13 protein-coding genes are annotated in these 14,274 nt (G+C 64.4%); 3 read left to right on the top strand and 10 right to left on the bottom strand.

Translation table 11 applies throughout. From position 1 onward, the window contains the following. Positions 1-191: 191 nt before the first annotated feature. The 4 genes from ACI2KK_RS04040 to ACI2KK_RS04025 form a co-directional block, all read right to left on the bottom strand. Positions 192-1,151 carry a FecR family protein gene (locus tag ACI2KK_RS04040; protein ID WP_404667961.1) on the bottom strand — a complete coding sequence of 320 codons (960 nt, stop codon included), beginning with the start codon at positions 1,149-1,151 and terminating at the stop codon, positions 192-194. An 88-nt stretch (positions 1,152-1,239) separates the two neighbouring features. Next, entirely contained in the window at positions 1,240-1,740 is a 501-nt protein-coding gene (locus ACI2KK_RS04035; RefSeq protein ID WP_404668080.1) for a sigma-70 family RNA polymerase sigma factor, read from the bottom strand. A gap of 386 nt (positions 1,741-2,126) precedes the next feature. Beyond that, positions 2,127-3,233 carry a GlxA family transcriptional regulator gene (locus ACI2KK_RS04030; RefSeq protein ID WP_404667960.1) on the bottom strand — a complete coding sequence of 369 codons (1,107 nt, stop codon included), beginning with the start codon at positions 3,231-3,233 and terminating at the stop codon, positions 2,127-2,129. Between the two features lie 392 nt (positions 3,234-3,625). Further along, positions 3,626-5,002, bottom strand: coding sequence for an L-serine ammonia-lyase (locus ACI2KK_RS04025; RefSeq protein WP_404667959.1), 1,377 nt, complete (start codon positions 5,000-5,002; stop codon positions 3,626-3,628). A gap of 442 nt (positions 5,003-5,444) precedes the next feature. Between ACI2KK_RS04025 and ACI2KK_RS04020 the strand changes: the two genes are divergently transcribed. The 3 genes from ACI2KK_RS04020 to choV all read left to right on the top strand — a co-directional run bounded on the left by ACI2KK_RS04020 (position 5,445) and on the right by choV (position 8,506). Continuing rightward, a complete protein-coding gene (locus ACI2KK_RS04020) occupies positions 5,445-6,392 on the top strand; it encodes a choline ABC transporter substrate-binding protein (RefSeq protein ID WP_369989213.1) in 948 nt (315 codons plus the stop codon). Between the two features lie 90 nt (positions 6,393-6,482). After that, entirely contained in the window at positions 6,483-7,331 is an 849-nt protein-coding gene (gene choW / locus ACI2KK_RS04015) for a choline ABC transporter permease subunit (RefSeq protein WP_217843499.1), read from the top strand. Further along, on the top strand, positions 7,328-8,506 hold the full coding sequence (choV, locus tag ACI2KK_RS04010) for a choline ABC transporter ATP-binding protein (protein WP_404667958.1): 1,179 nt from the start codon (positions 7,328-7,330) through the stop codon (positions 8,504-8,506). The genes choW and choV overlap by 4 nt, the downstream gene beginning before the upstream one ends. Before the next feature lie 139 nt (positions 8,507-8,645). Here choV and hisF read toward each other — a convergent pair whose 3' ends face one another. The 6 genes from hisF to ACI2KK_RS03980 form a co-directional block, all read right to left on the bottom strand. Continuing rightward, on the bottom strand, positions 8,646-9,416 hold the full coding sequence (gene hisF, locus ACI2KK_RS04005; protein ID WP_008091498.1) for an imidazole glycerol phosphate synthase subunit HisF: 771 nt from the start codon (positions 9,414-9,416) through the stop codon (positions 8,646-8,648). 9 nt (positions 9,417-9,425) lie between these two features. Continuing rightward, a complete protein-coding gene (hisA, locus tag ACI2KK_RS04000) occupies positions 9,426-10,163 on the bottom strand; it encodes a 1-(5-phosphoribosyl)-5-[(5-phosphoribosylamino)methylideneamino]imidazole-4-carboxamide isomerase (protein WP_060494680.1) in 738 nt (245 codons plus the stop codon). Between the two features lie 27 nt (positions 10,164-10,190). After that, the gene (locus tag ACI2KK_RS03995; protein ID WP_404667957.1) at positions 10,191-10,451 is read right to left on the bottom strand and encodes a DUF2164 domain-containing protein; all 261 of its coding nucleotides are present in this window, start codon (positions 10,449-10,451) and stop codon (positions 10,191-10,193) included. Then, a complete protein-coding gene (gene hisH / locus ACI2KK_RS03990; RefSeq protein ID WP_217886691.1) occupies positions 10,452-11,090 on the bottom strand; it encodes an imidazole glycerol phosphate synthase subunit HisH in 639 nt (212 codons plus the stop codon). It lies immediately after the preceding gene. Continuing rightward, positions 11,091-11,684 carry an imidazoleglycerol-phosphate dehydratase HisB gene (hisB, locus tag ACI2KK_RS03985; RefSeq protein WP_217841379.1) on the bottom strand — a complete coding sequence of 198 codons (594 nt, stop codon included), beginning with the start codon at positions 11,682-11,684 and terminating at the stop codon, positions 11,091-11,093. Between the two features lie 271 nt (positions 11,685-11,955). Continuing rightward, a complete protein-coding gene (locus ACI2KK_RS03980; RefSeq protein WP_404667956.1) occupies positions 11,956-13,614 on the bottom strand; it encodes an OFA family MFS transporter in 1,659 nt (552 codons plus the stop codon). Positions 13,615-14,274: the final 660 nt, after the last annotated feature.

Below are 14,274 nucleotides of genomic sequence, written 5' to 3'. Positions count from 1 at the left end.
CAGCGATTTTTCAGAAATTTGTTAAAAAAGTTTTGTGGGTAGTTTGCGCGGGGGCTGGGCGCGGCCCTGTAGGAGCCGGCTTGCCGGCGATGAGGCCAGCAGCACCAATACAAGGCCGGTAGGTGTTTCGCCTGTACCGGCCCTATCGCCGGCAAGCCGGCTCCTACAGGTTGAAGTCGGCAATGCCGTTATCAGGGCTTGCTCAGTACCAGCAGCCACGGGCCATAGCTGCGCACTTCGCCGCCATGGGGGCGGATCACTGCGCGCAAGGCGGCCTCGGGTTTGTGCAGGTCGTAGACGCCAGTCACCCGCTTGGCGCCCAGCGCATCGTCGCGCAGCAGCACCGTGCCCGGCAGATAGCGCGCCAGCTCCTGCACAAGCTCGGCCACCGGCTGGTCGTCAGCAATCAGCTGGCCCTGGCGCCAGGCGGCGGCCTGCGAAGGCACGAACGCGCTGAGCTGGGCCTGGCCGTCGCGGTAGCGCAGGCGCTGCCCGGCAGTCAGCGCGGCGGCCAGCAGCTTGGCCGAGTCCTCGACCCGCACCGAGCCATGCTGCACGTCCACCCCTACCCTGCCCGGGCGCAGCTGCACGTTGAAGGCGGTACCGGTGACGGTCACCTGCACGCCCTCGGCGCGTACATGGAAGGGCTTGCTCTTGTCGGGCTTCACTTCGAAGAACGCCTGCCCGGTGAGCAGGCGCACATCGCGCTGGTTCCCGGCGTAGTCCACGGCAATGGCGGTGTCGCTGTCCAGTTGCACTACGCTGCCGTCGGCCAGGGTGACGTCGCGGGTCTCGCCTTGGGCAGTACGGTAGTCGGCCTGCAGGCGCAGGCTCAGCGACGGCGCCACCGCCAGCATCAGGCAGGCGGCCACGGCGGCGCCCAGCCACCAGCGGCGCGGTACCTTGCGCCGCACCGGCAGTTGCACCACCTCGGCGCTGGCCGGCCACTGCTCGCTTGTGGTCGGCGCCAGCTGCCCGCTCAGGCGCCACAGGCGCTCGGCCTTGCGGTAGGCCTCGGCATTGCCGGCATCGCTGGCCAGCCACTGCTCGAACTGCTCGCGCAGGGGCATGTCGCTGGGGGCCTGCTGCAGGCGCAGGAGCCAGTCCAGCGCCTGCTCGCGGCGGCTGGCGGTGAGGTCTGCTGACGTCATGTCCGGCAAGTCTCCTGGGGGCTCGGGGGCGCGAAGGGTCGCACAGAGTCGGCCCGTTGAGCAAAAGACGCGGCAGCCTGCGGTTTTTTCACAGCTCGTCCTCCAGCCGTGCCAGGCAGTGGGCCAGGGCATCGCGCACCAGCTGGTGCACCAGGCTCACCGACACCTCCAGGTGGTTGGCCACCTGCTGCAGGGTATGGCCGCCCAGGCGGTGCATCTCGAAGGCCGTGCGGGTGCGCAGGGGCAGCTCCTCAAGGGCGCGGCTGATGGCGGCCAGTTCGCTTTGCTGGCTGACGGCCTGCTCGGGGGAAGCGGTGCTGGCAGGCAGTTCGGCGAGCAGCTCATCGCCACCTGGCTGGGCTTTTTCAGTGGCGGTGCGGCGGGTCTGGTCGAGGGCCAGGTTGCGCACGATGCGGTACAGGTAGCTGGCGGGGTGGCGGATATCGGCCTCGTCCGCCTGCCGGCTGAAGCGCAGCCAGGCTTCCTGGACCACATCCTCGGCGCGGGCGCGGCAGCCGACGATCGGCGCGGCATAGTCCACCAGTGCCGGGCGGTGGGCCAGGTAGAGCTGCAGTTTTTCGTCCGCCACGGGGTGGTATGCCAAGGTGTTTCGGGGGCGGCGATGTTACCTGTTGTCGAGAATCATTATCAATAGTGGGCGAAGGGAATTAGAGGTTGGGGCGGGATGTTGTGGGAGCGGGCTTGCCGGAATGGCGGACCACCGCGAAGCAGGCGACGCGGTGGCTGGCACCGGCTACGCCGGTGTTCGCGGCTAAAGCCGCTCCCACAGGTACGGCGCTTGGTTCAGGCTTCGCGCGATCCTGTAGGAGCCGGCTTGCCGGCGATCACCGGCACAGCCGGTGCCAGCATTCGCCTGTGCCGGTCCTATCGCCGGCAAGCCGGCTCCTACAGGGATCGCGACAGCTTTAAGAAATTGAGCAAGACAGTTGCTCCCACACTCCGACCCCAGAGCCGTTAAAGCCTCACGCTGGCAAAGGTCGACTCGTTGCGTGCCTGGCTGAGGGCTGCCATCGGCCCGCTGTGAGGCGACAGGGCCATGGCCTGCGGGATCGGCATCATCGCCACTTGTTGCGTGGTGTTGGAGCCCACGCGCTCATCGCGCGGCGGGATGCCGAAGTACTCGCGGTAGCACTTGGAAAAATGCGGCGTGGACACGAAGCCGCACACCGAGGCCACCTCGATGATCGACATCGGCGTCTGCTTGAGCAACTGGCGGGCACGGATCAGGCGCAGCTTGAGGTAGTAGCGCGACGGCGAGCAGTGCAGGTACTTCTGGAACAATCGCTCGAGCTGGCGACGCGACACCGACACGTACACCGCCAGTTCGTCGAGGTCGATCGGCTCTTCCAGATTCGCCTCCATCAGCGCGACGATTTCCTGAAGCTTCGGCTGGTTGGTACCGAGCATGTGCTTGAGCGGCACGCGCTGGTGGTCCTGCTCGTTGCGGATGCGCTCGTAGACGAACATCTCGGAGATTGCCGCCGACAGCTCGCGGCCGTGATCGCGGCTGATCAGGTGCAGCATCATGTCCAGCGGCGCGGTGCCGCCGGAGCTGGTGAAGCGGTTGCGGTCGAGGGTGAACAGGCGGGTGCTCATGTTCACCCGCGGGTAGGCCTCCTGCATGGCGGCCAGGCATTCCCAGTGCACGCTGCAATCGAAGCCGTCGAGCAGGCCGGCGCAAGCCAGTGCCCAGCTGCCGGTGCACACTGCGCCCAGGCGGCGCGACTGGCGGGCCTGGGCCTGCAGCCAGGTGACGTGCTCGCGGGTGACGGTGCGCTGAATGCCCACGCCGCCGCAGACGATCACGGTGTCCATCGGCGGGGCGCTGTGCATGGCGGCGTCGGGGGTGATCTGCAGGCCGTCGCTGGCCCACACCTGGCCACCGTCAACGGTCAGCGTGTGCCAGCGGTACAGCTCGCGGCCGGACAGCTGGTTGGCCATGCGCAGCGGCTCGACCGCCGAGGCCAATGAAATGAGGGTGAAGTTGTCCAGCAGGAGAAAGCCGATGGACTGGGGTGCTGTGCGGTTCTGGGTTGGGGTCCCGGAGGTGTACGACGTCATCGCGATTTCTCCTCACACAAATGCAGGGTGTGCCTCAGGCGGGCACTGGTTTCTTGTTATCACCCCGGTTCGTATGCAGGGGCTTTGCCAATCTCAACGCAAACGCCGTGCCTGAAATTGAACGGCTATCCAAAAAAACCCAAAAACGACGTCATCTGGTTGCCGTGCAGGGCTTTTTTCTTGCGTTGTGGTTCATGCGCAAAGCGCCGGGCCAGCGCCTTTGCGTGTCACTGCTGAGCAGTTCGGTAGCACAAGTGGGAAGGTTGCCCAGAAGCGACAGACTTGAGTGTCACCGACAACGACCCCACTGGTAACGACAGCCGACGGCCGGTCGTGAGCGGCGGCTGCGCCATAACATGGCGCAACCGCCAGGGGCGGGCCAAAACGGCGCATCAGCACTCGATGGCGCTGACCGCAAGGCCCCCGCGCGAGGTTTCCTTGTACTTGTCGTGCATGTCGGCGCCGGTGTCACGCATGGTGCGGATCACCTGATCGAGGGAGATGAAGTGCTCGCCGTCACCACGCAGGGCCATCTGCACGGCGTTGATCGCTTTTACCGCAGCAATGGCGTTGCGTTCGATGCAGGGCACCTGCACCAGGCCACCGACCGGGTCGCAGGTCAGCCCCAGGTTGTGCTCAAGGGCAATTTCGGCGGCGTTTTCCAGTTGCGGCGGGGTGGCGCCGAGCACTTCGGCCAGGCCCGCAGCGGCCATGGCGCAAGCCGAGCCCACCTCGCCCTGGCAGCCCACTTCGGCGCCAGAGATGGAGGCGTTCTTCTTGCACAGAATGCCCACCGCAGCGGCGCCGAGGAAGAAATCCACCACGTTGCTTTCGTCCACCACATCCGAGAAGCGCATGTAGTAGTGCAGTACCGCCGGGATGATGCCCGCCGCGCCATTGGTAGGCGCGGTGACCATGCGCCCGCCGGCGGCGTTCTCTTCGTTGACCGCCAGGGCGAACAGGTTGACCCACTCCATGGCGCTCATGGTCGAGCCGATCACGTTGGGCTTGCCGATTTCCTGCAGGCTGCGGTGCAGCTTGGCGGCGCGGCGGCGCACATTGAGCCCGCCGGGCAGCGTGCCTTCGTACTTCAGGCCGTTGTTCACGCATTCCTGCATGGCGTGCCAGAGCTTGAGCAGGCCGGCGCGGATTTCGTCCTCGCTGCGCCAGACCTTCTCGTTGGCCATCATCAATTGCGACACACGCAGGTCGTTTTGCTTGCACAGGCGCAGCAGTTCGGCGGCGCTGTTGAAGTCGTACGGCAGCACGGTCTGGTCAGCGTCCAGCACACCGCTGGCGGCCTGCGCGGCGTCGACCACAAAGCCGCCACCGACGGAGTAGTAGGTGTCGCGGTGCAGCTCGCCAGAGGCGCCTTCGGCCACCAGGGTCATGGCGTTGGGGTGGTAGGGCAGGTTCTCGTCCAGCAGCAGCATGTCGCGGGCCCAGACGAATTCGATGGGCCGGCGGTTATCCAGGTGCAGCAGGTTGGTTTCGCGCAAATCGGCGATGCGCGGGGTGATCTGCGTGGGGTCGATGGAGTCGGGCCATTCGCCCATCAGGCCCATGATGGTGGCGTTGTCGGTGCCATGGCCGACGCCGGTGGCCGACAGCGAGCCGTACAGGCGCACCTCGATGCGCCTTACCTGTTCCAGTTCGCCGCGTTCGCGCAGCCCCTGGACGAACAGCGCGGCGGCGCGCATGGGGCCGACGGTGTGCGAGCTGGAAGGCCCGACACCGATCTTGAACAGGTCAAACACGCTGATGGCCATTGTCGCAACACCTCTTGATGGGCTGTCTGGGCACGCCAAACGACGCCTTGCACAACTGCTAGGCTGAAACGTCGAGCCGCCTTGGAATGCTCGCATCATCGGGCTTTTGCCCACCCCCCCGCCGTCTGCAACCGACGTACTTTTGTCCGGCAGCGCCGCCGTGATCCGGTGCCTTGTGCGCCGCTTTCCAGCGGCCGGGCGACGCAAAAACCGGGGTGTGGGGGTGGAAAAACCCGATTGCGACATCGCCCGTACTGGATGCGACCCGTCCTGTACTGGATACGACCCCACCAGTAGGCGATTGCCGAACGCTGGAGGATTATCGAAAGCGACTCGTATTGCACGGCCTCGCATCCTGCCCTCTGCAGGCCTGGCTGATCGGCGCGCTAAAAAGCACCGGCAGCCCCCGCGAACCCGAAGATAAAATCACAGGAGTCCACCTATGAAAGCTTCACCCTCGCTGTTGCTGGCCGCGATGCTCTGCGCACCGTTGCTGGCCCAGGCCGCCGAACCCGAGCAGTGCCAGACGGTACGTTTCTCGGACGTTGGCTGGACCGACATCACCGTGACCACCGCCACCACCAGCGTGGTACTCGAGGCGCTGGGCTACAAGACCCACACCACCATGATCTCGGTGCCGGTGACTTACAAATCGCTGGCCTCGGGCAAGGACCTGGATGTGTTCCTCGGCAACTGGATGCCGACCATGGAAAACGACATCAAGCAGTACCGCGATGCCGGCACCGTGGAGACCGTGCGCGCCAACCTGGAGAACGCCAAGTACACCCTGGCGGTGCCCCAGGCGCTGTACGACAAGGGCCTGAAAGACTTTGCCGACATCCCCAAGTTCAAGAAGGAACTGGACGGCAAGATCTACGGCATCGAGCCGGGTAACGACGGCAACCGCACCATCCAGAGCATGATCGACAAGAACGCCTTTGGCCTCAAGGACGCCGGTTTCAAGATCGTGCAGTCCAGCGAGGCGGGCATGCTGTCGCAGGTGGACCGGGCGCAGAAGCGCGGCGAGGCGGTGGTGTTCCTGGGCTGGGAGCCGCACCCGATGAACACCCGCTTCAAGATGCAGTACCTGACCGGGGGCGACGAGTTCTTCGGCCCCGAGTTCGGCAAGGCAACCGTATTGACCAACACCCGCAAGGGCTATGTGCAGGAATGCAGCAACGTTGGCCAACTGCTGAAGAACCTGTCGTTCGAGCTCAAGGATGAAAGCACGATGATGGGCTATGTCCTGGACGACAAGATGAAGCCTGAGGCCGCCGCGAAAAAATGGCTCAAGGACAACCCTGGCAAGCTGGACACCTGGCTGGCCGGCGTCACCACCGTGGATGGCAAACCCGGCCTTGAGGCGGCCAAGGCCAAACTCGCTCAATAACAACGAAATTCGCAGTAGCAACAAGCACTACCTCGGGGCGGGACCGTGCCGCCCCGGACTGATTTCAATCTTTGCAGGTGGAAGCTCGCTATCATGCTTATCGATCAGAAAATACCCCTGGGGCAGTACATCGCCTCATTCGTCGAATGGTTGACCCAGAATGGCGCCAATTACTTCGACGCTATCGCTCAAGGCCTGGAATTCATGATCCATGGCGTCACCAGTGCCTTGACCTGGTTCAACCCTTTCGTGCTCATCGCCCTGTTCGCCGCGCTCGCGCACCTGATTCAGCGCAAGTGGGCACTGACCGTATTCGTCGCCCTGTCGTTCCTGCTCATCCTCAACCTGGGCTACTGGCAGGAAACCATGGAAACCCTGGCGCAGGTCAGCTTCGCCACGGTGGTGTGCGTGGCCTTCGGCGTACCGCTGGGCATCCTCGCCGCACACAAGCCGATGTTCTACACCGCCATGCGCCCGGTGCTGGACCTGATGCAGACCGTGCCCACCTTCGTCTACCTGATCCCCACCCTGACCCTGTTCGGCCTGGGCGTGGTGCCGGGGCTGATCTCCACCGTGGTGTTCGCCATCGCCGCGCCGATCCGCCTTACTTACCTGGGTATCTGCGACGTGCCGCAAGAACTGATGGACGCCGGCAAGGCCTTCGGCTGCTCGCGCCGCCAGCTGCTGACGCGCATCGAACTGCCCCACGCCATGCCGAGCATCGCCGCCGGCGTGACCCAATGCATCATGCTGTCGCTGTCGATGGTGGTGATCGCCGCCCTGGTGGGCGCCGACGGCTTGGGCAAACCTGTGGTCAACGCACTGAACACCGCCGATATCTCGCTCGGCTTCGAAGCGGGCCTGGCCATCGTGTTGCTGGCAATCATGCTCGACCGTATCTGCAAGCAACCGGAGCTGCCAGCAAGGGGTGAGGCATGAGCATCATTCGTTTCGAAGACGTCGACGTAATCTTTTCGAGCAAGCCGCGCGAGGCGCTGGCGCTGCTCGACAAGGGCCACACCCGCGAGCAGATCCTCAAGCAGACCGGCCTGGTGGTGGGGGTCGAAAAGGCCAACCTGGACATCAACAAGGGCGAAATCTGCGTGCTGATGGGCTTGTCCGGCTCGGGCAAGTCGAGCCTGCTGCGCTGCATCAACGGCCTGAACACGGTCAGCCGCGGCAAGTTGTTCGTCGAGCACGAAAACAAGCACATCGACATTGCCCACTGCACCCCGGCGGAGCTCAAGATGATGCGCACCAAGCGCATCGCCATGGTGTTCCAGAAGTTCGCCCTGATGCCTTGGCTTACGGTGCGCGAGAACATCAGCTTTGGCCTGGAGATGCAGGGCCGCCCTGAAAAGGAACGGCGCAAGCTGGTGGACGAAAAACTCGAGCTGGTGGGCCTGACCCAGTGGCGCAATAAAAAGCCGGATGAGCTGTCTGGCGGCATGCAGCAGCGCGTGGGCCTGGCCCGGGCGCTGGCGATGGACGCCGACATTCTGCTGATGGACGAACCCTTCTCGGCCCTCGACCCGCTGATCCGCCAGGGCCTGCAGGACGAGCTGCTGGATTTGCAGGCCAAGCTGAGCAAGACCATCGTGTTCGTCAGCCACGACCTGGACGAGGCCCTGAAGCTGGGCAGCCGCATCGCAATCATGAAGGACGGGCGGATCATCCAGTACAGCAAGCCTGAAGAGATCGTGCTGAACCCGGCCGACGAGTACGTGCGTACCTTCGTCGCCCACACCAACCCGCTGAACGTGCTGTGCGGGCGCAGCCTGATGCGCAGCCTGGACAACTGCAAGCGGGTCAACGGCTCGGTGTGCCTGGACCCGGGCGGCGACTCGTGGCTGGACCTTGGCGAAGGCAACTCGATCAAGCGCGCACGCCAGGGGCAGAACGGCCTGGACATGCAGAACTGGGCACCGGGGCAGGCGGTGGAAGGCCTGGGGCGCAAGCCGACGCTGGTGCACGCCGACATCGGCATGCGCGAGGCGCTGCAGATTCGTTACCAGACTGGCAACAAGCTGGTGCTGCAGGATAACGACAAGGTGGTGGGGATTCTGGGGGATACCGAGCTTTACCACGCGCTGCTCGGCAAGAATCACGGGTGAGGCCTTTGGGGCCGCTTTGCGGCCCTTTCGCGACACAAGGCCGCTCCTACAGGGGAACGCGTACCATTCGGCAAACGCATATCCCTGTAGGAGCGGCCTTGTGTCGCGAAAAGGAGGGCGAAGCCCTCCCGGCGATCTGTCAGCGCACGACGATCCCGCGCGAAGCCATATAGGCCTTGGCCTCCGGCACCGTGTACTCACCGAAGTGGAAGATGCTCGCCGCCAGCACCGCGCTGGCGTGCCCTTCCAGAATGCCGTCAGCCAGGTGCTGCAGGTTGCCCACGCCACCGGAGGCAATCACCGGAATACCCAGCGCATCGCTGATGGCGCGGGTAACACCCAGGTCGAAGCCGTTCTTCATGCCGTCCTGGTCCATGCTGGTCAGCAAAATCTCGCCAGCACCCAGGCCTTCCATCTTCTTCGCCCACTCCACCGCATCCAGCCCGGTGGGCTTGCGCCCGCCGTGGGTGAAGATCTCCCAGCGCGGGGTCTCGCCCGGGCCAGACACCTTCTTGGCGTCGATGGCGACGACGATGCATTGCGAGCCGAAACGGTCCGCCGCTTCGCCGACGAATTCCGGGTTGAACACCGCGGCGGTGTTGATCGACACCTTGTCGGCACCGGCGTTGAGCAGGTTGCGGATGTCCTGCACGGTACGCACGCCACCGCCCACGGTCAGCGGGATGAACACCTGGCTGGCCATGCGCTCGACGGTATGCAGGGTGGTGTCACGGCCATCGACGCTGGCGGTGATGTCGAGGAAGGTGATTTCGTCGGCGCCCTGCTCGTTGTAGCGACGGGCGATTTCCACCGGGTCGCCGGCATCGCGGATGTTCTCGAACTTGACGCCCTTGACCACCCGGCCGTTGTCCACGTCCAGGCAAGGGATGATGCGCTTGGCCAGTGCCATGGTCGTTCCTCAGCCTTGGTAGTTGTCGCAGAAGGCCTGGGCCTCGGCGACGTCGAGGGTGCCTTCGTAGATGGCGCGGCCGGTGATGGCGCCGACAATGCCGGGGGCCTTGGCGTCCAGCAGGGCCTTGATGTCACCCAGGTTGTGGATGCCGCCCGAGGCGATCACCGGAATGCGCGTGGCTTCGGCCAGGGCCTTGGTGAAGGGCACGTTGCAGCCCTGCATCATGCCGTCCTTGGCGATGTCGGTGTAGACGATCGCCGAGACGCCATCGGCCTCGAAACGCTTGGCCAGGTCAATGACCTGCACCGAGCTGACTTCGGCCCAGCCGTCGGTGGCGACGAAGCCGTCCTTGGCATCCAGGCCAACGATGACCTTGCCCGGGAAGGCCTTGCAGGCCTCGGCGACGAACTCTGGCTGCTTGACTGCCTTGGTGCCGATGATCACGTAGCTGACGCCGGCCTTGACGTAGTGCTCGATGGTTTCCAGCGAGCGGATGCCGCCGCCGATCTGGATCGGCAGGGTCGGATAGCGCTTGGCGATGGCGGTGACCACTTCACCGTTGACCGGCTGGCCTTCGAAGGCGCCGTTGAGGTCGACCAGGTGCAGGCGGCGGCAGCCACCCTCGACCCACTTGGCGGCCATGCTCACCGGGTCGTCGGAGAATACCGTGGAGTCTTCCATGCGGCCTTGGCGCAGACGCACGCAGGCACCGTCTTTCAGATCGATAGCGGGGATAATCAGCATGTTGGGGACCTGTCCAATTCGTTGAGTTCAGGGCTTCTCGAGCGCCCACAGGTCGCTTTCGATGCTCTCGAACCGCTCCTTGAGGTGCAGCTGAACATCGGCAATCGCCCTGTTGTAGTAATGGGGTGCAATTTCCTTGCTGAACAGCTCGAGGACCTCGGCCACCTCGAACGACCCCAGCTGCAGCTCGAAGCGGTCTTCCAGAAAGCGCTTCAAGGTGTCGAGCGCCTCGCGCTCCTGCTCCGGGGCCAGGGTGATGACGGGGGCCTTGGTCTTCGCTTTGCTCATTTACCAGCGCCCGTCCCAGGCGACGAAGTTCTGCAGCAGCTGCAGGCCGTGGGTGTGGCTCTTCTCCGGGTGGAACTGCACGGCAAAGCGCGAGCCGTCGGCCAGCGCTGCGGCGAAATCGTTGCCGTAGTGGCCGCGGCCGACTACCTGCCCAGGCTTGCCGGCATTGATGTAGTAGCTGTGCACGAAGTAGAAGCGTGCGCGGTCGGGGATGTCGTGCCACAGCGGGTGGTCGATGGTCTGGCTCACTTCGTTCCAGCCCATGTGCGGCACCTTCAGGTGCTCGCCGTCTTCTTGCAGGCCTTTGCCGAAGAAGCGCACCTGGCCCGGGAACAGGCCGATGCAGTCGACACCGTCGTTTTCTTCGCTATGGTCGAGCAGCGCCTGCATACCCACGCAGATGCCGAGGAACGGGCGGTCCTGGCTGACTTCGCGCACCAGGCTGTCGAAGCCCAGGCGGCGGATTTCGGCCATGCAGTCGCGGATCGCGCCAACGCCCGGGAACACCACGCGGTCGGCTTCACGAATGACCGCGGCGTCGCTGGTGACCACGACCTTGCCGGCACCCACGTGCTCGAGGGCCTTGGCCACCGAGTGCAGGTTGCCCATGCCATAGTCGATTACGGCTACGGTCTGCATTTACAGGCACCCTTTGGTGGACGGCATCTGCCCGGCCATGCGCGCGTCCTGCTCGACCGCCATGCGCAGGGCACGGCCGAAGGCCTTGAACACGGTCTCGATCTGGTGGTGGGTGTTGTGGCCACGCAGGTTGTCGATGTGCAGGGTCACCAGGGCGTGGTTGACGAAGCCCTGGAAGAACTCCTGGAACAGGTCGACATCGAAGCCGCCAACGCTGGCGCGGGTGTAGGGCACGTGCATCTGCAGGCCCGGGCGGCCGGAGAAGTCGATGACCACGCGCGACAGGGCTTCATCCAGCGGCACGTAGGAGTGGCCGTAGCGGAAGATGCCTTTCTTGTCGCCGACAGCCTTGGCGAAGGCCTGGCCGAGGGTGATGCCGACGTCTTCGACAGTATGGTGATCGTCGATATGCAGGTCGCCCTTGCACTCGATATCCAGGTCGATCAGCCCATGGCGAGCGATCTGGTCCAGCATGTGTTCGAGGAAAGGTACGCCGATATCGAATCGGGCCTTGCCACTGCCATCGAGGTTGATCGAGCACTTGACCTGGGTTTCCAGGGTATTGCGCTCGACGGAAGCCTTACGTTCGACCATCACCAGCTCCGCTAAATCATTGGGCGAAAAGGGCGTCATTATAGGCCCAGAACGCGCCGGCTTGAAACGCGGATGACATATGGCAGGGGGAGCAATTGCGGGGGGCGCAGAGGCCTACAGGTCTATACAAGTGTTGGTCGGGGCTGCTTTGCAGCCCATCGCGACACAAGGCCGCTCCTACAGGGGCCGCGCAACCTTTGAGTTAGCACGGCCCCTGTAGGAGCGGCCTTGTGTCGCGAATGGGGCGCAAAGCGCCCCCAATGCAGCTACATCAATGGAACAACACTGCAGTCTTTTGCAGGGTGATCCACACACCCCAGGCCAGCGGAATCACCACCACGGCCCAGGCCAGCAGCACCAGCGGCAGGCTGCCCGACGAAGCTTTCCACTCCAGCGAGCGCGCGCTGTCGGCGCCCTTGTCGTGGCTCAGGGCGCGCTCTGCGGCAAGCTCGGCGTCGGTCATGAAGTACTTGTCGGCCACCGGGCGCACCAGCAGGTTGCAGATGAAGCCCAGCACCAGCAGGCCAGCCAGGATGTACAGGGTCATGTCGTAGGCCGCAGCCCGCTCCACGCCTGCGGCCAGCTGCGCTTCACGCAGGTAGGTGATCAGCACCGGGCCGAGCACGCCGGCAGCGGCCCAGGCGGTCAGCAGGCGACCGTGGATGGCGCCGACCATCTGCGTGCCGAACAGGTCGGCCAGGTACGCAGGCACGGTGGAGAAACCGCCGCCGTACATCGACAGGATGATGCAGAACGCCGCCACGAACAGCGCCACGTTGCCCAGGTGGCCCATGTTCGGCACCAGGCTGTAGAGGCCAACGCCCAGGGCGAAGAAGGCGAAGTAGGTATTCTTGCGGCCGATGTAGTCGGAGAACGACGCCCAGAAGAAGCGCCCACCGATGTTGAACAGGCTCAACAGGCCGGTGAAGCCGGCGGCAATGGCGGCGATCTGCGCCAGTTGCGCAGGGTTCAGTTCGCTGAAGGTCAGCTCGTTGCCCAGCAGCTTGCCGGCGAACACTTCCTGCAGCAGCGGCGAGGCCATGCCGAGGATGCCGATACCGGCCGACACGTTCAGGCACAGCACCAGCCACACCAGGGCGAACTGCGGGGTCTTCCAGGCCACGCTGACGTGCACGTGGCGGTCGGTGACCATGGCGTTGGCTTTTTTCGCCGGCGGCGTCCAGCCTTCAGGCTTCCAGCCGGTTGGCGGCACGCGGTAAGCCAGGGCGCCGGCGGTCATGAACACGAAGTAGATCGCGGCCATGGCGACAAAGCTCTGCCACACGCCCACCTCGGTGCTGCTGCCGAAATGGCCCATCAGTGCAGTGGCCAGAGGAGCGCCCACCATGGCACCTCCACCGAAGCCCATGATTGCCATGCCGGTCGCCATGCCGCGCTTGTCCGGGAACCACTTGATCAGGGTCGACACCGGCGAGATGTAGCCCAGGCCCAGGCCGATACCACCGATCACACCCGACCCCAGCCACATCAGCCACAGCTGGTGGGTTTTCACGCCGATCGCCGAGATCAGCAGGCCGCCGCACCAGCACAGCGCCGATACCAGGCCAGCCTTGCGCGGGCCGGCGTGCTCCAGCCAGCCGCCGAGTACCGCGGCCGAGCAGCCGAGGAACACGAAGAACAGGGTGTAGATCCAGCTGAGCATGGAGATTGGCCAGTCGCACTCGGCACTGAACAGGCGGGCGACGAAGCCCATGTCGGCGGCGCAGGCGACCGGGGCGGTGACGCCCAGGGCCTGGGACAGCGGCAACCAGAACACCGAGAAGCCGTAGGCCATGCCGATGCACAGGTGAATGGCCAGGGCTGCCGGCGGTACCAGCCAGCGGTTGAAGCCCGGGCGGGCGATGATGCGCTCCTTCGACAGGAAACCGGGCGCGCTCTGCGCCGCCCCTGTCGTGATACTGCTGTTCATGGGTTTTCCTCTTGTAGGTGGGCTTTGCTCGCAGTTTCAATGCCCGGCTCTGTGTGGCTGCACGCAAGGCGGCCCGGCCGTTATCGGCACCAGACCGCGACAATGGGTCGCGGTTGGCTGCAAAAGCGGCGCAAGATTAACAGCTGCAGATGACATGAAGGCAATCTGATATCCCTATTTTTTCGACAACTGAGTCAAAAATTCTTGTACCCAGGTGTTGTGGTGCGGGGTTTTGCGCTTGGGAGCAAAGGCCGTGTGCGGCCTGCACCGGCCCTATCGCCGGCAAGCCAGCTCCTATGGAACAAATCACAACTCGTTGATTTAACAAAGATCCTGTGGGAGCGGCTTCAGCCGCGAACACCGGCGAAGCCGGTGCCATCTAGCGCGGCGCCTGCTTCGCGGCTAAAGCCGCTCCCACAGGGATTGCATAAGCTTCAGGCCAGTGCCGTACCTGTAGGAGCCGGCTTGCCGGCGATGAGGCCGGCTCAGGCAGCACAAGACAGTTGCTCCCACAGGTACAGCGCCAGATTCAGGCTCTGTGCAATCCGGTGGGAAGCGGTGCATCTGCGAGACTAGTTCTCTGCGCGACAGCGCAGCCCGGAGGGTTGGGTGATCTCCCGCAGGGGGGGAATAAATGAACTGCCCCCACACAAACTGTCG

This window comes from Pseudomonas sp. NPDC089406, assembly GCF_044900265.1.
In the GTDB taxonomy this organism is placed as follows: domain Bacteria; phylum Pseudomonadota; class Gammaproteobacteria; order Pseudomonadales; family Pseudomonadaceae; genus Aquipseudomonas; species Aquipseudomonas fakonensis.
This window is presented reverse-complemented; position numbering and strand designations above follow the sequence as displayed.